The sequence below is a fragment of the Paraglaciecola arctica BSs20135 genome (genome assembly GCF_000314995.1).
GTDB classification, from domain to species: domain Bacteria; phylum Pseudomonadota; class Gammaproteobacteria; order Enterobacterales; family Alteromonadaceae; genus Paraglaciecola; species Paraglaciecola arctica.
Genome location: NZ_BAEO01000007.1, coordinates 54,954 through 74,104, shown reverse-complemented (window position 1 = coordinate 74,104; position 19,151 = coordinate 54,954). Strand labels below are relative to the sequence as shown.

The 19,151-nt window shown below is 39.8% G+C and carries 17 protein-coding genes; 5 read left to right on the top strand and 12 right to left on the bottom strand.

Annotated features, from left to right (window positions below):
- Positions 1–273: 273 nt before the first annotated feature.
- Positions 274–1,449, top strand: coding sequence for a hydroxymethylglutaryl-CoA reductase (locus GARC_RS02320; protein WP_007616298.1), 1,176 nt, complete (start codon positions 274–276; stop codon positions 1,447–1,449).
- A 244-nt stretch (positions 1,450–1,693) separates the two neighbouring features.
- Here the strand turns inward: GARC_RS02320 and GARC_RS02315 are convergent, their stop codons facing one another.
- Entirely contained in the window at positions 1,694–2,551 is an 858-nt protein-coding gene (locus tag GARC_RS02315) for a PA4780 family RIO1-like protein kinase (protein ID WP_007616296.1), read from the bottom strand.
- 351 nt (positions 2,552–2,902) lie between these two features.
- Between GARC_RS02315 and GARC_RS02310 the strand changes: the two genes are divergently transcribed.
- Positions 2,903–4,219 carry a hypothetical protein gene (locus tag GARC_RS02310; RefSeq protein ID WP_007616292.1) on the top strand — a complete coding sequence of 439 codons (1,317 nt, stop codon included), beginning with the start codon at positions 2,903–2,905 and terminating at the stop codon, positions 4,217–4,219.
- 60 nt (positions 4,220–4,279) lie between these two features.
- On the opposite strand, the gene GARC_RS02305 is transcribed toward GARC_RS02310, so the two are convergent.
- Positions 4,280–5,818 carry an FG-GAP repeat domain-containing protein gene (locus GARC_RS02305; protein ID WP_007616290.1) on the bottom strand — a complete coding sequence of 513 codons (1,539 nt, stop codon included), beginning with the start codon at positions 5,816–5,818 and terminating at the stop codon, positions 4,280–4,282.
- Positions 5,819–6,010: 192 nt separating this feature from the next.
- Here GARC_RS02305 and GARC_RS02300 point away from each other — a divergent pair, with 192 nt between their 5' ends.
- On the top strand, positions 6,011–6,847 hold the full coding sequence (locus GARC_RS02300) for a hypothetical protein (protein WP_007616289.1): 837 nt from the start codon (positions 6,011–6,013) through the stop codon (positions 6,845–6,847).
- A 101-nt stretch (positions 6,848–6,948) separates the two neighbouring features.
- Positions 6,949–7,845: a DapH/DapD/GlmU-related protein gene (locus GARC_RS02295; protein WP_007616286.1), complete on the top strand. Its 897-nt coding sequence runs from the start codon at positions 6,949–6,951 to the stop codon at positions 7,843–7,845.
- A gap of 132 nt (positions 7,846–7,977) precedes the next feature.
- On the opposite strand, the gene GARC_RS02290 is transcribed toward GARC_RS02295, so the two are convergent.
- The 10 genes from GARC_RS02290 to GARC_RS02245 form a co-directional block, all read right to left on the bottom strand.
- Positions 7,978–8,436, bottom strand: a complete 459-nt coding sequence (locus GARC_RS02290; RefSeq protein ID WP_007616284.1) for a DUF1499 domain-containing protein — start codon at positions 8,434–8,436, stop codon at positions 7,978–7,980.
- 46 nt (positions 8,437–8,482) lie between these two features.
- Positions 8,483–8,674, bottom strand: coding sequence for a GNAT family N-acetyltransferase (locus GARC_RS02285; RefSeq protein WP_007616282.1), 192 nt, complete (start codon positions 8,672–8,674; stop codon positions 8,483–8,485).
- A gap of 156 nt (positions 8,675–8,830) precedes the next feature.
- Positions 8,831–9,319 (bottom strand): hypothetical protein, encoded by a 489-nt coding sequence (locus GARC_RS02280; protein ID WP_007616280.1) that lies wholly within the window; start codon positions 9,317–9,319, stop codon positions 8,831–8,833.
- Between the two features lie 279 nt (positions 9,320–9,598).
- The gene (locus GARC_RS02275; protein ID WP_007616278.1) at positions 9,599–10,543 is read right to left on the bottom strand and encodes a DMT family transporter; all 945 of its coding nucleotides are present in this window, start codon (positions 10,541–10,543) and stop codon (positions 9,599–9,601) included.
- Positions 10,544–10,644: 101 nt separating this feature from the next.
- The gene (locus GARC_RS02270) at positions 10,645–11,352 is read right to left on the bottom strand and encodes a helix-turn-helix domain-containing protein (protein ID WP_007616277.1); all 708 of its coding nucleotides are present in this window, start codon (positions 11,350–11,352) and stop codon (positions 10,645–10,647) included.
- A 72-nt stretch (positions 11,353–11,424) separates the two neighbouring features.
- Positions 11,425–12,513 carry an alpha/beta hydrolase gene (locus GARC_RS02265; protein WP_007616275.1) on the bottom strand — a complete coding sequence of 363 codons (1,089 nt, stop codon included), beginning with the start codon at positions 12,511–12,513 and terminating at the stop codon, positions 11,425–11,427.
- Positions 12,514–12,809: 296 nt separating this feature from the next.
- Positions 12,810–13,943: an alkaline phosphatase family protein gene (locus GARC_RS02260; RefSeq protein WP_007616272.1), complete on the bottom strand. Its 1,134-nt coding sequence runs from the start codon at positions 13,941–13,943 to the stop codon at positions 12,810–12,812.
- 90 nt (positions 13,944–14,033) lie between these two features.
- On the bottom strand, positions 14,034–16,376 hold the full coding sequence (locus GARC_RS02255) for a TonB-dependent receptor domain-containing protein (protein ID WP_007616270.1): 2,343 nt from the start codon (positions 16,374–16,376) through the stop codon (positions 14,034–14,036).
- A 167-nt stretch (positions 16,377–16,543) separates the two neighbouring features.
- A complete protein-coding gene (gene rraB / locus GARC_RS02250; protein ID WP_007616267.1) occupies positions 16,544–16,906 on the bottom strand; it encodes a ribonuclease E inhibitor RraB in 363 nt (120 codons plus the stop codon).
- Positions 16,907–16,931: 25 nt separating this feature from the next.
- Complete coding sequence (locus tag GARC_RS02245; RefSeq protein ID WP_007616264.1) at positions 16,932–17,651, bottom strand: 1-acylglycerol-3-phosphate O-acyltransferase; 720 nt, start codon at positions 17,649–17,651, stop codon at positions 16,932–16,934.
- Between the two features lie 241 nt (positions 17,652–17,892).
- Between GARC_RS02245 and GARC_RS02240 the strand changes: the two genes are divergently transcribed.
- On the top strand, positions 17,893–19,044 hold the full coding sequence (locus GARC_RS02240; protein ID WP_007616253.1) for an HD domain-containing phosphohydrolase: 1,152 nt from the start codon (positions 17,893–17,895) through the stop codon (positions 19,042–19,044).
- Positions 19,045–19,151 lie beyond the last annotated feature (107 nt).

Genomic DNA, 19,151 nt, shown 5'->3' with positions numbered 1-19,151 from the left:
ATTGGGATTGAGAAAGAGCTCTATGATAGTGCAAGGAGGGGATTTTCTGGTGCAGTTTTATGTTCAAATTTCATTAAATAAAACACAGAAAAATCCATAATAATAAAGACTTAGGGGTTGGCCTCACTCCTGCATATATATTTAGCACCGAGACCTTACATACTCTAACAACACAGTAAGCTTGAATGTCAGCTTAGATTAAATACTAACGAACAAACTTATAGTGTTTAGATCTGTGTAAAGGAAACGTTTTTTACTTAAGGAATTATGACAATGAGTGATCCTAACCGTATCCCCCGTAACACTATGAATGATCATAGCAATGAATGGGCCGAAAAAAGACGGCAGTTTTTAACCGAAAAAACCGGTGCCACATTAAACAACACCGGACACTATTCAGTGGATCCAAGTCTGCTGCCTGGTAATGTGGAGAACTTTATAGGTGTAGTGCAGTTGCCGGTAGGCATAGCAGGGCCAATTCAAGTAAACGGCGAATATGCCCAGGGATTATTTTATGTCCCACTTGCGACCACCGAGGGTACTTTGGTGGCCAGTTACAGCCGAGGAATGCGGGTAATAAACGAATGTGGTGGCGTAAAAACCACAGTAGTAGAGCAATTTATGCAAAGGGCGCCGGCCTTTATATTTGAAGATGCCCGAGAAGCCAGAGATTTTGGTCACTGGATCACTGCGCACTTTGACGAAATCAAAACCGTGGCTGAAACCACCACCCGCATAGGGCAGTTGGAACATATTCAACAATGGTCAGTATCGAAAACCAAGTATCTGAGGTTCAACTATACAACAGGTGATGCAGCTGGGCAGAACATGGTCGGAAAAGCCACACTGGCCGCCTGTGAGTGGATCTGTGCAAACTATCCTCACAAATGCGAATATTTACTGTCGGGCAATATGGACACAGACAAAAAGCATTCTCATCTGAACATGTTACATTCCCGCGGCAAACGTGTGATCGCTGAAGTGGTACTTAAAAAATCCGTACTTAAAAAAATCATGAAAGTTGATACTAAAACTCTGGCGCGGGCGACTGTGTTAGCGAATACCGGTGCCATGATGGCCGGTGCTGCGTACAATGGCCCCCACTCTGCCAATGGCATTGCCTCAATGTTTATTGCCACAGGCCAAGACGAAGCTAACGTGGTGGAATCTCATGCAGGCATTTTAGCCCATGAATTATTAGACAATGGCGACATCTATATGTCGGTGACCCTACCCTCTTTGATCGTGGCGACATACGGCGGTGGAACAGGACTTCCCACCCAAAAAGAATGCCTAGAATTATTGGGTTGTTATGGTCAAGGCAAGGCTAACAAACTGGCGGAAATTGTCGCTGCCACAGTTTTGGCTGGAGACATTTCCTTGGGATGTGCGGTTATTGGAGGCCACTGGGTTAGTAGCCACGATAAGTTGGGTCGCAACCGCGACTAATAACTTAACAAGACCTTCATCCCCGAACCCCACGTCATTCCCGCGAAAGCGGGAACCCCTACAAAAACTGAGAAATCGCTAAAGAATCTTGTTTTCATCATCTTAAAAAATTAGTGAGAATTTAACTTTGTTATGGTGTTCTTATAAGATCTTAAGTGAGGTTACGGTAGCTATTAATAGGTTCCCGCCTTCGCGGGAATGACGTGTAATATCTTGGATATCCTCAGTGGCTGTAATCTACTAATTAAAGCGGTTCGTTGGCTTCTTTTACTCTTTCTTGGCGTTCCTGCTCTTCGGCGAATGCCGCTTTGATTTCTTCTAATACTGAGTCTACGTCTGCGTCATCTTCAGGTAGATCATAGTGACCTGTTAATTCGGTATCAACTGTTAGTTCACCCGCTTCAAACAAAGTCCACATTTCTTCAGCATAAAAAGTTTTCGTCAGTTCTGGGGCATATTGGCCGTAATATTCACTCATATTGCGTACATCACGCTGTAACATGCTGAAAGCATTGTTATTCGCTGCGGCATCTACTACTTGAGGTAAATCAATAATGACAGGACCATAGTCGTCAACCAACACATTAAATTCAGATAAATCACCGTGTATCAAACCCACACATAACATACGCATCACATAAATCATCACCAATGCATGGTCTTCAATGGCTTGCTCTGCAGACATAGATACATCGTTGAGTCTTGGTGCCACTTCGCCGTTGTCATCGGTGACCAACTCCATCAGTAACACACCTTCATAACAACCGTAAGGCTCAGGCACTCTGACTCCAGCTTTGGCTAATTTAAATAAAGCGTCGACTTCAGTATTTTGCCAGGCATCTTCTTGTTGCTTACGACCAAACTTAGAGCCTTTTTCCATAGCACGGGCACGACGAGTATTACGTACTTTACGTCCTTCCTGATATTGCGCAGCCTTTTTAAAACTGCGTTTCATTGCCTCTTTATACACTTTGGCACAACGTACTTCAGTGCCGCACTGCACAGCATACACTGTGGCTTCTTTGCCACTCATAAGCTGATAAAGTACATCATCTATCAGACCATCATCTACAAGTGGTTGTAATCTTTTTGGTATTTTCATTAAAACCTAAGGCCAACAGTTCTTGCTGTTGGTTCAATTATCATGTTGTTCAAATCAGCTAGATTTGAACCCCTAAAAAAACGACTAGTATGATATCAAGTTTATTCAACATAATGATATCTAAGTACCTACAAATTTTACCACAGCGTAAGAATGTCTGAAAAACAAATAAATGATGCTTAGACCAAACAGGTATAGATAGAAGGCAACGCCCGCTATTATTGTCAGATGTAATCATAAAGACAAATAACTACCTCAGGGTCATTTCAGTAGAAATAATAGAGAAAACGGCGAGAAAACGAGTGATGATTGAGGTACAGTCGACACATAAATATTGAAGCAGAATTATCTATGATAACCGCACAATTTCGACAATTGACTATCGCTTTACTTTTCAGCCTAGTAGCACTTCTCTCCAGCTGTGCTGAAGTATCGAAACAACAATCAGACGCCTCTAATGTGCTTAATCAAGCCGCTGAGCAATATGTAAAGCTTGGACTGGAACTAGGCGAATATGATAAAGATTATGTTGATGCCTACCTTGGCCCAGATGAGTGGAAAAAACAGGCAAAGGCTCAATTGCGTTCCAAACAACAGTTGGCGAGTGATATTAGTCAACTTCTGCAAAAATTAGAAAACCTAGAAGTAGCTAAACCAGACCTAAAATTGCGCCACAAAGCGCTATTCCGTAATGTTCGGGCTATGGATGTGCGAGCGCGGATGTTAGTCGGCGAATCATTTACTTTTGCTGAAGAAGCGCGACTTATTTACGACACTAACATTCCTCAATATGACTTCGCAAAATTTGACCAGGCTTTAAATGAAATAGACAAACTTGTGCCAGGCGAGGGTGATTTAGCTGAGCGAGTCGATACATTTAGGAGTCGTTTTGCAATAGCTGAAGAAAAAGTGAGTGAAGTGGTGAACCTAGCCATTGCTGAATGTAAAAAGCGTTCAGATAACTACATCTTTCTACCCAACAATGAAAGGTTTGAATTGGAATACGTCACAGACAAAAGTTGGTCTGGATATAACTGGTATCAAGGTGATAACAAAAGTTTGATGCAAATTAATCAAGACTTTCCTATGCAAATCGATCGCGCCATTGGTCTAGGCTGCCATGAAGGTTACCCTGGTCACCACGTGTGGAATGTATTAATTGAAAATAATTTGCTCGGCAAAAATGGCTGGGTTGAATACTCTATTTTCCCGTTATTTAGTCCTTATGCATTGATTGCTGAAGGTAGCGCCAATTATGGGGTTGATTTAGCTTTTCCTGAGGATCAAAAAGTGATCTTTGAACGAGATGTTTTATTTCCTATTGCGGGTTTAGATCCTGCTACAGCAGAAACATTGGAGCAACTCAACAAATTAACAGCGCAATTATCTCACGCCATTACCGCTACAGCTCAACTTTATCTCAATGCTGAAATTAGCCGAGAACAAGCCATTGAACAACGCCGTAAGTATTCTTTAGTGTCGCAACAAAGAGCTGAACAAAGTGTAAGATTTATTGAACAATATCGCGCTTACGTACTGAATTATAATTTAGGCAAAGACATAGTCTCAGCTTATATATCTAAACAAAGTAAAGATGAGGCAGGAAAGTGGCAAGCCTTTGAACGTATGTTAACTGAACTATCTACCGCGTCAGATATGATGAACTAGTATTGTTTCAAAAAGATAATGCTGGTACTAAATACGAGCATTATCCGTGAAGTTTGGCGTTTAATTCGCCATTAACACAACCACACGCTTTAAAAGTTCAGGGCTATCTGCCCGACCATAATGTAATACTATGTCTGTTTTACTGTCTCCATTGAGATCTTCAGTAGCCGCATTAAAGGGATTTTTAGGCATTGAAATTTTCTGCCGTAGTGAGTTTTTGGAGTAAGGTTTTTTCTGATTAGGTGTGGCTAACAAAGCTCGGATCAAATCCTCGCCATCTGAATATACTATATCTTTAACGCCATCGCCATTGACGTCAATCATTTTAACTAAAGGTTGACCCTGAGTACCTGATGACAGGCTAAAGGTCATTTCCACTTCCTGACTAACAAGAGGCTCTTTAGCAAATTGATGATTTTCATCCATAGAAAAAACTAACACATCTTGATCGATACTGCCGGATAACAATGCCCCTATTATCTGGGAAATTCCAATATCAAATGACGACACTAGTACCTCTTGTTTACCGTCCATATCTCTGTCTAAAAACGTTAGGTCAGACAAGGTTTCTTCAGACGTAATTCTAGTATTGGCCTTTTCGGAATAGCTCAGTTTCCCTTCGTTTAGGGCACCATAAAAAAATTCAAAATCGATAATTTTATCTAATACACCAGAACTTTTAGTAAACTGAACGGCTATATCTGGGATACCATCATCGTTAAAATCATCGATTTTTCTTACGACTCGGTGTTGTATATTACTTTGATCCATTCCCTGTCCATTTACACCTTTGATATCCCACCAATCCAAAGCATAAATGGATTTATTAATGTTTATCTTTGTAGGTGTAACTGAAAACTGCATATTTTCATTTTGCAAAAAAACACTCAGTTGACCTTGATCTACTATCACTAAGTCGGTTTTCCCATTAGCATTCATATCTTGAAAATATAGTTCTTGGTCGTCATAACTAACGCTGCTTTTGTCCATTTCAATCCGCGCAGCAATAGGTAATTGTTGAAAATGTCGCGCGCCACAACAATCGGACAACCATAAATTCAACTGTTCAAAGTGCGGCAATATAATGTCATCAAGGCCGTCGTTATTTATATCTTGAATAAAGTCCATTTTTCTTAATGAATCGGCCTGCTCGCCAAGATACATAGACGAAACCAACTCAGCCTGCACCCAAACCGCTTTATGTGATAAATGGGCTGGTACATATCGATGCACCATTGTTTTGTCTAAAAGGTACAAACTTTGTAAACCACTCTGTTGAGGTTCACCCACATCATAGGCAAAAACATTGTTGGCAATTTTTATCTTGTCTTGTTCAATATAAGTTTTACTTTGGGGATCGAAAAAATAAATGGCTAGAAACCGTTGCTGCTTATCATCAACACCAACCACCACTAGCTCTTTGCCGGCTTGAGGCAAAAGATCCGCAATTAATACAGGTTGATTAACGTTAAAATTAAGGTCAATCTGCTGCGGCGTGAAAATTTCTGTGTATTTAGCATTTACCGAAAATGCCAGTAAACTGAAACTCAACAGTACTATGCTTACAGACAAAAAAGTGTGACGAAAAAAATGACTCATTAAGTAACGTAACTCCAAATAGATTTAAGATACATGGTATACATTAGCAAAATAAACCGTACTAAAAGTGTAAAAAATGTAAGGGCTTACGTATTCATGTTTCATTCGCTCCAATAGAGTAGACTTAATCATTATTTAATACAGGATGGTATGATAAAATTACAATATTTGAACAAGCAGGAGTCAAGAAAAGTGGCTAAACGTTTAGCGTTAATAAGTTGTTTGCTAACAGCCTTGGCAACAAACTCAGTATGGGCTCAATCTCACCCTTTTGAAACATTACGCGGTCTTGAGCGCTTTGATAAATCAAACACTTTAACTATGCATAATGCCAATCAACCAACTGATACTTTACTCTCAATTAAAGGAGTGAAAATCGGAGATAACGTATTGCAGCAAGCAATACAATTGGCGGATCAAGGTGGTAAGTTAGGACGAATTCGTGGTGGTACTCGCAGCGACAAAATAAAATTTAGTTTTTATCAGCCATATGAAGGTACTCGCCTAGAGCAAAAAGTAGAGTTGTACTTCGATAAGTACAATGGTTTTATCCAACAAGTCACTGCCACGTATTTTTTACAAGATGCCTATTTGAGCATAGTACCAATACGCGAACAAAGTCTGAGCGCCGCAGTTAAAAAGTTTGGTGAACCAATGACCATGGAACAGGCTTATGATTACAGTGGACAAAAAGATGGAGAAATAGGATTAGATCAATTTGTTAAAGGGCTGCAAGTTCACAATAAATTACACCCTTTAGCACTAGAGTATTTCAAAAAACGTAATGTCTCTAGAAGTAGTAAATGGGTAAAGGGCGAACAAGATTATGCCCTCATGCATAGTGGGTTTGACCGTTGTTATTTATGGCACAGCAATACATTCAGTCAAATACTCACTTTTTGCTTCTTTGATAAAGCCGGCGCTAACCCAAATAGTAGAGGCATAGAGTTAGACTTACATGACTTCCCAATTAACCAACAAGTCATAGAGCTCGGCAATCCCCACGTTAAACCAGATATCTCATTGTAACTAGGAAATTTGGCATAACCTATAAACAAATACTGGCTGTGATTTAGCGTAATTCACGCGATAATCTGTGCATACTCAAAATCCCTATTTAGGACCTAATAATGACAATTACCCGCAATGGTCACCGATATATTGATGTCGAAAGTGGCAAGACCTTAGATGTATGGTTTCCCCGAAGTAATAAACACATTGAGCGTAACTGCTTAGCTAGCAAAGTTGGCTTGATTAAAGGCGAGTTTGTAGAAATTAGCCTTGATATAGACGCAACACCAAAATCTGCTGAAGACGCTTATTTACGTCTGCACTTATTATCAGAATGTGCGGTGCTACCCAATCAAATCAATCTTGAAGGCGTGTTTGGTTTATTAACTAATGTCGCTTGGACTTCAGCTGGTCCAGTTTTACCCAATAAGGTGGAAGAATTAAGAGAATTGATTGCCACTGAAGATCATCATTTAGCTGTCACTTCTATCGACAAATTTCCAAGAATGACCGATTACGTTATCCCAGAAGGTGTACGTATTGGTGATGCTGATCGTGTACGTATGGGGGCTCATCTAGCATCTGGCACCACTGTGATGCACGAAGGTTTTGTTAACTTCAACGCTGGTACTTTGGGTAGCTCAATGGTTGAAGGGCGTATTTCACAAGGTGTGGTAGTGGGTGATGGTTCAGACATTGGTGGTGGCGCTTCTACTATGGGTACTTTGTCCGGTGGTGGTAAGTCTATCAATGCTATAGGTAAAAACAGCATGGTAGGCGCCAATGCGGGTATCGGAATTTCTTTGGGTGATGACTGTATTGTTGAAGCAGGCTTGTATGTAACAGCTGGTACTAAGATCACTACCCCAGATGGCAAAGTAGTCGCTGCTCGTCAATTATCGGGTATGAATGGCTTATTGTTCCGCCGTAACAGCCAAACAGGTGTGGTTGAAGCTGTAGTTGCAGACTCATCTAAATGGGGCGGTTTAAACGCCAGTTTGCATAGCAACGATTAACAGTAGTGTATTATTAGCAAAAGCAGGCTCGCTTCTTTGTAAGAGAGCCTGCTTTTTTAGTTTCTAAGCAGTTTTTTTGAAAGCTTATATAAAAAATGACAGAAAATTAAGGTATGGAGCCAGAGTTATAAATTACTTTTCTGTATTAAGTTCGTTAAATTGACTGCGGATCTGTTCAATACGTTTTCGATTTGCACTAAAGTCTGAATAACCAATTCTAGACGCTGAGCGCACTTGAATGTTGGTATTGGCTGATTTTGTATCTGGAAAATAAAATTCTACGTCATCAACAAAACCAAATACTGAAGACGTGAACTCAGCGCGAATATAACTATCTTCAATTACAGTGGCCTTGGCATTTTGCGATTCACTCAGTATTTTCAATAAATCGTTTTTAATTTGTAATGACGTGCCAGTATACAAAATAGGTTCAACATATTGGCTTTTATCTGTCGCTAAACTACTAACACAATTCGGTTTCTCAGGGCATGGAGTCAGTTGTCCATTGTTAACTCCCAAGTCAGGTGGAATGGATGTACACCCGGTTAAAAGTATTAAGCTTATACAAATAATCTTCGTTAGTTTGCTCATTGGTTATATACCTTAAAATTAGCTACTTATGCAAAATGTTCAGTCGTCAGATGTTATCAACTTTTTCTGACCAATTTGCGTTTACCGATGCCCAACGTTCATGATCTTTCCATTCTACCGCGCCCACTTTCAAATAATTACGTGAAAACCCTTCTTTTATAAATCCGTTATTTGCAACAAGCTTTATCGACGCAATGTTGTCAGGTTGAATATTGGCTTCTAGCCGATGTAAATTCAAATTATCAAAAGCTTTTACTTAAGAACTTGTTAAAAGCAGGCACAAACAACGCAGGATCCAAAGCCAAGCTCCTAGTATTATCATTTTCTTTATTCAAGCCTGAGATACTGCACATTATTGCCTGATGATTGCAGCACAAAGTACCATGTTAAATCATTAGTCCCAGCGTTGCTTATCTTGGTCTGAAGCGCTTTCAACACACTCTCCTATTATTTCAGTATTATCAGGCATTTGCGAAAAATTCAATTCAATATATCCAGCTCTACAATAACCAGTTTCAGCTATTTTTTCGTCTAGCAATCTAATAATAGCCTCACGTTTTTCATCGTCTGAAATGTACTCACTGTTTTGCGGTAAACTCTCTTGCTTATCATCTCGTTTTTTACCTGATTGCCCGCGGCCGCCCTTACCTTTGCCTGAACGTTCGCCACCCTCACCTTTTTTACCAGAGCGTTTGTTTCCACCTCGACCACCTTTAGGTTTGTCGGTTGGATATGCCATAGACAATACAAAACGCTTTGAACCATCGGAATGGATCTCGGTGCTGAATTGATTACGCGCCGCTTTGTCGAACTCTGGTTTACTAGAACAAGCGGTTAACCATAATGATAAAAGTAGGATTATTAAATTAAAACGCAGCAGCATGATGGAATTCCAAGGTGAATAAGATGTGATTGAAAATCAAGGTCTAAAACTCTAAATGTAAAATGGCTAGCAGCAGCTGGCATTGTGGGTTGTATACGTCCAAACTAGCACCGAATTACCCACAGCAGTTCTGAAACAAACAACTTTAAATGGAGCATAACGTTTTTTTGAGGGGAAATTTTAGCCTATACATAAACTTTACAATCCAACTAGGAGATCATGTATTGGATATGATGGTATTTGCATTTTTATACCACTAAAGAAGGGTTCACTCGGACGTCATTTCTTTATTGGGATTGGTATCCCCCTTAATTGATTAAATCTAAATTTAGGCAGTTTTAAGGTTTGCAGTAATAAACAAACTAAGATTAACCCCATCCCTATCCACCCAACAAACATAAACCCTTCACCTAAAACAACCACAGCCAAAATTGTCGCCACTATGGGCTCTAACATGGTTAACAAAGTGGCAGTACTCGCCTCTACTTGCTTTAAACCATAACCAAACATTAAGTACCCAAGAAACATAGGCACTAGTGCCATATAAATAGCCACAAAAGCATTATTAGCAGAAGAAAATAAGTGACCGCCAGTAAAGGCTAATGAAGGTAATAGTAGGATTGCGGCAAAACCAAACATGCCCGCCATAGCTGATTTTGCATTGACACCTCGGTTAATCATATTCCTTGCCGACCAAGAATAAATAGCGTAAGTCAAACCTGCTACTAGCCCCAACAAGATCCCTGCATATTGTTCAATAGCGGTGTTATTAGCGAGAGGCTCTTGAACCTTGCCCAAAGTTAGAAGCACGATCCCTAAGATCCCAATTGCAAAACTAAGCATCCACTTTAAAGAAACCAGCTTATTGCTGATCAGGCGCTCTATGAGTGCCGCAAAAAAAGGCGCACTAGCAAGGGAAATAACAGTACCAATAGCCACACCAGACAAACGCATAGAAGTGTAAAAAGCCAAGGGATACAAGGCCACAGACAGTCCACCAAAAACAAACACCTTGGCACTGCCTCTCAAAAGCCGCCAATCTAAAGATAACTCTTTAAGCGAGTTTAATACTAGAAATACCCCACCCACCCCCATTGCAAAGGCACCAATTGCTAATGGACTGATTTCGGGTGCAAAGCTAGCCACAGTACCTGTTGTCCCCCAAAACAGGCTAGCAATTAAAATTAATATTATGCCTTTATGGTGGTTAAATTTATCTAACACTGAATAATACCTAGCGACTTAAAATGATGCTAAATATACTAAACTATAAATATTTAAACATTATGCAGATAGGACGCTTTTATAGTTTCAGAAGCCGTAAGTTAATGACAAAACTGAGTAGGCGTTAAGCCAAAATGAGTGGAGAAACGTCGACTAAACGCAGAGATATCGGTATAGCCCACATGTTCTGCAATCATTTGTATTGAATAGTCGGTGTGTTGTAACAGTGCCTTGGCTTTTTCCATTCTTTTTTGGGTGACATATTGTATGGCAGTTTGCCCTATTTGCTCTCGAAACACTTTTTTAAACTGTGTCTCACTCAAGCAAGCTATTTGCGCTAAATCTGAGATAGTAATATTTTCTGCTAGCCTGTGCTCAAGAAACACCAACACCGCGCCAATACGTTTATCTAGACGCGGTAATATCTGTTGTTCTGCCAATAACAAAAAAAAGGTATGGAACATAGCGCGCTCCATAACAGGATTAATTTGATACCCCAGTTGTTGTTCTATAAATTCAAGGTAACTTATCAGTGGCAGGTTAATAGCAAACACTAGCTGACCAGAGTCCGTTAGGTTTGGTGGTAAAAACTCCATATCAGCCACCACAAAACGCGCCTCACTATTGGCAGTAAAGTGATGCATCTGGTGCTTATTGATCCACACACATTCACCGGGTGCCACTTTGCCACTAAATTTTGCAACGTCGATATTAATAACCCCTTTAAGAGGCAGCACTAGCTGATAAAAGTCATGAGAATGACTTCTACGATCACGATTATACGAACGAATAGATAACTTATTTTGCATATTAAAAATTCCTGAGCATCAACGATTTGTGCAATAGTTATAGCAACCATGTACTAACCTAAGCTCTGCCGGCTATTTCCCTATTCGCGAAAAATTCTCAACACTCATAAAACGATTAACTGTCAATGTTTTTGGCCTAACAGCCGAGTCAAAAGTAGCCTCCAACAATTCACCTTGTTGATAAAAGCTGTGCTCTGCACTAGCCAAAAGTGGATGCTTTTTAGTGGCAATTTGAAGGTTTAGTTGCCCATGTTCAAGCGACACATTGACTAGGGAGTTAGATGTATTGCTTCGGTACTGCCCAACAAACTTCATCAGGTGTTGCTCGCTCAAATTCAACTTGGGTTTAGCAAACACATAATGTAATCCCCAAGTATTGCCAGCGCTTTTAAGACTGGCGTGACCTAAACCTGGTAGCCGTTCGAACTTAAAAGACAGGTCTTTGAAATTATGCTTTTCAAAAAATTCAGATAAGTCATCAAAGGCTGGCATTAAACCATCAAACTCGCCTATGGCTGAATAAAGTCTGATGGGTCGAGTCAGTTTCTTTTCGGTAAAAGCCTTAGCGTAAGTAAAAAGCAGCTTGTTGTCCCAAGCAGATGCTGAAGATGTGGGAATGTAACCATTAAATAAATTAGGTTCATTAAATAGTGCATATAAGGTAAATAAGCCACCATATGAGCTGCCCATTAAAACTCTATTGTTATTGGTGCGGTATTCACGGCCTACAAAGGGGAGCAGCTCTTGTTTGATGAATTGCAAAAAATTAGCCGCGCCACCAGAATTACTGACTTCAACCATTGGGCTTGGGGTGAAGTCACGTTCTCGCAATACATTAGGGTCAGGGTTTTCACCACCCCATTGGATACCCACTAAAATAGCTTCTGGAATAAAACCATCATAATAAGATTGTCCGTAAGTTGAGATCATCAAAGGAAAATCCCACTGGGCATCGAGAAAATAAATAACAGGGTAAGTTTTATCTGACTGCCCATAACCATCAGGCAACTTAATTAATAATTGGTATTCTTGATTAACGATTTCAGATTGCAAAAGCCGTATCTGTGAACCAGCAATAGTCATTTCTGCAAAATTGTTATTAGCTTGAGCGGTGAACGTATTCAATAACAAAAAAACAAAACCAAACAAAAAAATCCTCATGGGCGATTCCAAACAACGATAGTGACTTTGAAGTCTACCTTTGCTGACTAGGGTTTGTCAGTTAGATCTTACCACTCAATTATTTGCTACATAACTGTAGTACCAGACATATATTTAATACTCACGGTTAATAGCGGTCTTGTCGACTTCATAACACTCTCATTTCATATAACGCTTGAGCCATTTTCGGGTTAAACGGGAAACTCTCAGCAGTGAATATCCCACAGACTCTGCGAAAGCCGCTGTTCCTAAAGATCAAAACGCAAAACAACAACAAAGAGATTGGTATTTCATGATTATTTAGCTTTTATTACAATAGGCAAAGGCAACCCAATATCAGTAGCAAAATCTTTATATTCAAGATCAAGCAAATCTATAGCTGTAGCAGCGACTTGATCCAAGGAAAAATCCGCTGTGTTTTGCATTTCTCCTAAACTTATAACATTTGGCCCCATGGCTGCTAACCAAACCTGGTCGGCGCCTGGTATGCCGTCCTTATATTCATTTAATCCATTTAAATAGCCTTTAACAGCCTTAGGACTGGCATGGTGTTGCCATGACTGTGCTGAATTTCCACGACCGTGATCAACCGTAATAATCAGATTAGTATTACCTTGGTATTGCTTTATTGATTGTAATAACGTCCATAACTGAGCAATAAATTGGTCAGCTCGATTGGCACCTCGTAAATACTCGGGATAATTACCTTGATGGGCAAAGTCATCAGTTTCACCTAGCGCCAGATATATCACTTTAGGTTGATTCGCCAAAATGTATTCTTCGGCGAATCCCGAAGTAATAGCGTCAAAACGCACATTATGCCAAGGGCTAGGGATTTTTTTTTGCAATTCATTTAACCACTTAGCTTTATCTGATAAGTCGGACCAATCGGCAGATTCAAACCCAGCATTAATAATCACTTGGCTGCGAGCGCGGTTGATAATCGCGGGGAAAACATCCCAACTTGCAAACGCTGCGACCTGATGCTGATAACGTTGTTGAGAGTTTAACCACTCCAAAAAGGTTATGTTTGGATTATCGTTCGCATGGTTAGAATCAATACTTGGATCAGCCTTGCCGCTTAATAATTCGTTATAACCGGGGTACGAAAACCACAGATCATTAGCGAGATGCATCAAGGAACTTTTATCTCTATTGCCAATTAAGAGGCCCTGTTTAGAGACTACTTGCCATAAAAAAGGCATGAGTTTCTGACGTTTTTCTTGGATGTTTTTTCCAGAAAATTGTTTCTCCAAGGCGACCTTCTGCGTTTTAAAGTTATCCAAATTAAGAACGTCGTCCTGATAACCTCGAAATACCTCTTGCCAACGCAGCCCATCAATACTGACCAACAATAAATTATCTGCCGCTTTTAAATGCCCGCTAAAACATCCCAAACATAACAAAAAACAAAAATAGAACTGTTTCATCTTTACGCATCCTGATTAAATAAAAAAAAGGGACGAACATAAAGTCCGTCCCAAAAGTGACACACAGGGAAAACTAGTGTCTAGCGCGCATTAAAATTTCAATGTAGCGTTAAATGCTGCAGTGCGAGGTGCCCCAATCCAAGCTGATTGTCCGGCAATACCGCCTAAATAACTTTCGTCAAACAAGTTGTTTACCGTAAAACGAAGTTCTAGATCGCCTAGGCCGTTAGCTAAAGATGGAATGGTTACACCAGCATACAAATCTGTTACTAAGTAAGCGTCAGCGACAGCTGTGTTGGCAGCATCGATAAAACGGTCATCTACCCATTTACTAGATAAACCCGCAAAACGGTTATCTTTTTCCCAATCGAGAGATACAACGAACATGTTTTCAACTGAACCGAATACAGTGTTACCGGCGGGGTAACCTATAGAACCTTCTGTATATTCAGAATTGTTATTAGTATAAGCACCATAAATAGAAATTGTATCTGTCAGATTCACAGATACAGACGCCTCGATACCACTTGATTCGACACCACCCACATTTACGTAGCTGCCGTTAGTACCAATTAAGTAATCAATTCCATCTGGCGAATCTGGCGCGATAAAAGTTAAACGATCATCAAACTTAATACTGTAATAGGTCAAACTTGCATTAATATCTTGGGATACATAACGCAAACCTAAGTCTAGATTTTCTGCCGATTCTGGTGTGACTAAATCTAATGTAGATGCGTCACGCTCAAGCACAGTATCTTTAATGGCTGCAAAGTTTTCTGCATAACCCGCAAATAACTCTAAGCCGTCAATAGGCATTGGCACTACAACACCGGCACTGATTAATACATCAGAGTCAGATGAAATAGCTGCGCCATTAGTTGCGTCAAAATTATCTACGCGCTCTAAATCCACTAAGAACTTTTTGACACCTAGACGAACAGTAGCAAAGTCCATATCAAGTTCATTTTCTAGGTAAAACATTGTGGTTTCTACAGGGAATGTGCGCTCGTACTCTAACCAATATGGAGTATGATCGAATTCTGCACTAGTACGTGAGTCAATGATTTTATGCCAATCACGAGACTCATCACGACTATAATCTTCGTACCAAATGCCTCCTCGTAAGCTGTTATCCATATCGCCAATTTTACTAAACCAAGTAAAGTCAGCATTAAAGCCAAGACGCTCTTTTTTGTAATGAGTATGACGATATGAACCTACTGGCACTGCACCAGCAGTATAACATGCAGGATCATATACGGCACCTGCACCACCATAAGGGAAAGTGATTGAACTTTCACAATTAGCATCCGGACTAAGGGCATTTCCCGCTTTATCTACAAAGAAAAGTTGACCTAAGGCAGAACCACCATTTACGGTTTGCCCAGAAATCAATTCAGAATGAGGTGCATTATCGCCATCAGCTTTGACGTCCACTATGTATTGCGGCACCCAATCACCACGACCTTCATTTTGGTGGTAATAGACATTGGCATTTAATTCAATGTTGTCGCCTTTGTATTCAGCCGACACATAACCAAATAAGTTTTCACGTAAAGTAGACCAAGCTTGACGATAAACTTGATCAACATAAGGAATACCAGTCCACTCAGCTATTAGGCCATCTGATTCGGGATTTTGATTAAAACCAGCTAAACTTACCCGTTGATAATTATCTTCATGAGTATCATCCCAAGATGCATAAGCAGTTACTTCAACCTCTCCTAATAAGCTCACCACTTTAGCTGCTATATGGTCACGGGCATTTTCGGCTGTACCTGTGATCCAATCACTATTACGACTATTAGAAACACTAAGCCAGGCAAAGGTATCTTTAGCGATTTCGCCAGTATCGTAACGAACAAAGAATTTTTGTGCGTCGAAGTTACCTTGAGACCAACTTAAAGTGGTTTGTGCAGTATCATTAGGTGCAATAGTGGTGAAATTAAGGGTGCCACCTAAGGCTTCATTTGAACGAGACGCAATGTCGCCGGTACCTTGTGATACTTCAACGGCTGCTAGGTTTTCAGTATCGATATAACGGTTAGCTTTAGCACCACCACCATAGTTAGAGTTACCATTAGCAATACCATCAATTGTGATACCAATTTGTTGTTCATCTAGGCTTAACTGGAAACCACGAATAGACACAGTTGTCGACCAATCATCAGAACCGAAAGTATCCCCTTCATTAATTAAAACACCAGGTAGGTTATCTATAATTGCCAAAACACTGGTTAAATTACTCTGCTGTTTTGCCATTTCGTCAGTCGTTTGGTTATTAGCGTAAGATACACTTTTACCAACTACCGTGATTGACTCCATATTTTCGTCAGGCTCTTCTGCTCCAAAGGCAGGAGTCATAACAGCGTATGCACTTAGTGCAAAAGATATGGATAAGGCCAATTTTGATAATGTGCTGCCACTCATTTTTATGTCGTCTCAATAGATTTTTATTGTGAACGACAATGTGCATGAGCAATGTGAATGTGAGATGTACTTTTTTTGACGCTTAGATGATGCTTTTACTGCATTTTTTTGGCAAACCTATGACAGTTTTGTGTCATAGGTTTATTTTTAAAGCGGATAAGTTATGATTATTTTTCTATAAAAAAAGTGCCCCAGCCATCAAAGTCCACCTTATGTTTAGTGGCAATCGCAAAAAGTTTATCAGTATCTTGATTGATCAAACTGGTATCCAACATACGCTCAACCACGGCATCAAAACAAAACACTTCTTCGCCATCTTCCAACTCTAATTCTTCGGCATCACCGACTTCGAAACCTGCTTTAAAGGCATCAACAGCGGCTTTTTCTAATATGTCAAAGTCAGCACTAGCAAAGTGATATTCAATGGTATGTGCTTTACTGGCATCGCTGCCATCTTCGATCAATGCTTCGATTGTTTCTTGATTAAACTCATACCATTCGGCTAGTTCAGATGTGTTTTGTGAATTCATAAAATGTTCCTTTGGCTTAATGGAGTTAACCGACTTTGTTGTCTAATTCTGCGTCTAAGTCTTTTATTTGTAGTTGCATTTTTTGATGAAAATATGCTGCGTTTTGTTTAATAGATTTGTTTTCATCCATAAACTCAGCCTCCGACAGTGCAATCAATAAAGTGCCGTTATCCCATCTGTTTAGTTTGATTTTTTGGTGTAATCTGCTGGCAGTCACCATCACTATAGGTTCGTTGGTTGCTTTGGCAATTCGAAATGCGCCTGTTTTAAAAGGTAACAATCCGCGGCCATTGCTACGAGTCCCTTCTGGGAAAAACCATACAGAGAGTCGCTTCTTTTGAATTTTTTGCACTGTATCTTGTAAAGTATCAAGAGCGCGACCTGAATTTTTACGGTCAATCATAATGTTACCTGTTAACCAATAAACTTGTCCAACCACAGGGAGCCATATAAGACTTTTTTTACCAACAGTTACCGTACCCTTTAACGCAGCAGCACATATAGTCAGTAAGTCATAACTATTCTGATGATTTGCAATAAATACGTAAGGACCGCCTTGTTTGACACTATCAGGTACACGGACTTCAAGTTTAAGCCCTAACAAAACCGAAATTGAACTATACAAGATACCCGCAGCATGCACATTATCCCGATGAAAAGGGCGCAGCAAACAAATCAAGATCAACACTATGTTTATCAGCAAAAAATAAAAGAATATCGTTACTATGCGAAAAAGCGCTAACAAGGCATACCCTCATCAAAGAAATGGGCGCTGAGTATACTCATTTTAGCAGTTAGCTAAAACACTTATACCCATGCCAACTCAAAATGTCGGATTATAAGGTGGTATGGGTATATGCTATTTGATTTAAAAGTCGAAAAATTTAATTGATTTTTTAATATCGTACAAATAAATGAATAAAATTCTTAATTAGCCGATACTTAATAAAGTAATAAAAATTTCAATGATTAAGGATATTCATTCTATGCAAATGTTTAAACATGAAGAACTCGATGAAGATATTCTCATCGACTTACTGGAAGAAATTAACGAACTTTATGAAGCCAGTGAACAAACCTTAATTGAATTGGAGTTAAAACCTGAAGATAACGAATTACAACGTTCATTATTTCGCTCAATCCACACCATCAAAGGCGACTTAGGCCTAGTTAACTTTTCGCCTCTTATCCCTCTTTTGCAGCATAGTGAAGACTTGCTTGATTACTTACGCAAAGGGCAAATTAAGTACACCTCTAATATGAGTGACTTAGTGCTGCTGATCATGGATAAAATTAAAGTATTCGTGCAAAACTGCATTCAAACTGGGCAAGCCGAATACGATGATGAACTGTTTAAACAGCTTGTTGCGGCCATTGTTCGTATAACACCAGAAAACGGCGTGCATCATGAACAGTTGTTAGCCAAAGCAATATTGTTACTTGATCCCAGTATTGAATTAAGCCAAGAGTTCCAACAAGAAATTGAAAATTCTCCATCTGAAGCCCCCATTAGTATGGCGACAACAGGTATACCTAAGTCAATTAGTAACATAGAACGTGAAGACCTAGTATTTTTCAGAGAATTGATGAAACCCATAGAAAAACGCTCTATGTATTGGGATGGAAGAGGCGACAGAATCGCAAAACTAGCCGGTTATATCAATAAAATTGCCGGTTCGCCAATCAATGAAGTGCAGCTTTCCGTAGCCTGCTATATGCATGATTTTGGCATGGCATTTATGCCAATTGCAGTGTTACACAAGAAGGAAAAACTCGAAGAGGTCGAATTTAACTTACTACGTTCCCATGTATATAAAAGTGCGCGTTTGTTAGAGCACCTTAGTCAATGGGACGAAGCCCGTAAAATTGTTATGCAACATCATGAACGCATTGATGGCAGCGGCTACCCGCTAGGGATCAAGGAAAACGATATTTGTGAAGGAGCAAAATTGTTGGCCATACTTGACACGTTTGACGCTATCACCCACGCACGGGCATATAACACACACCTGAAACGACCTAAGAAAAAAGCAGTCATCGAAATCAACCATATTTCTAAAGGGCAGTTTTCAACTAGATGGATGCAAGCTTTCAACACAGGCATGGCTGCATTATTGACCAACGAACGTGTCAAATAATCAGCTTTTAAAAACTATTAAATACGCTGTGCTAATCAAACGCGAACAAATACAGTTGCAGATAATACCAATCAGTATAACAAGCCAATTGCAAAACATCTGGCTTG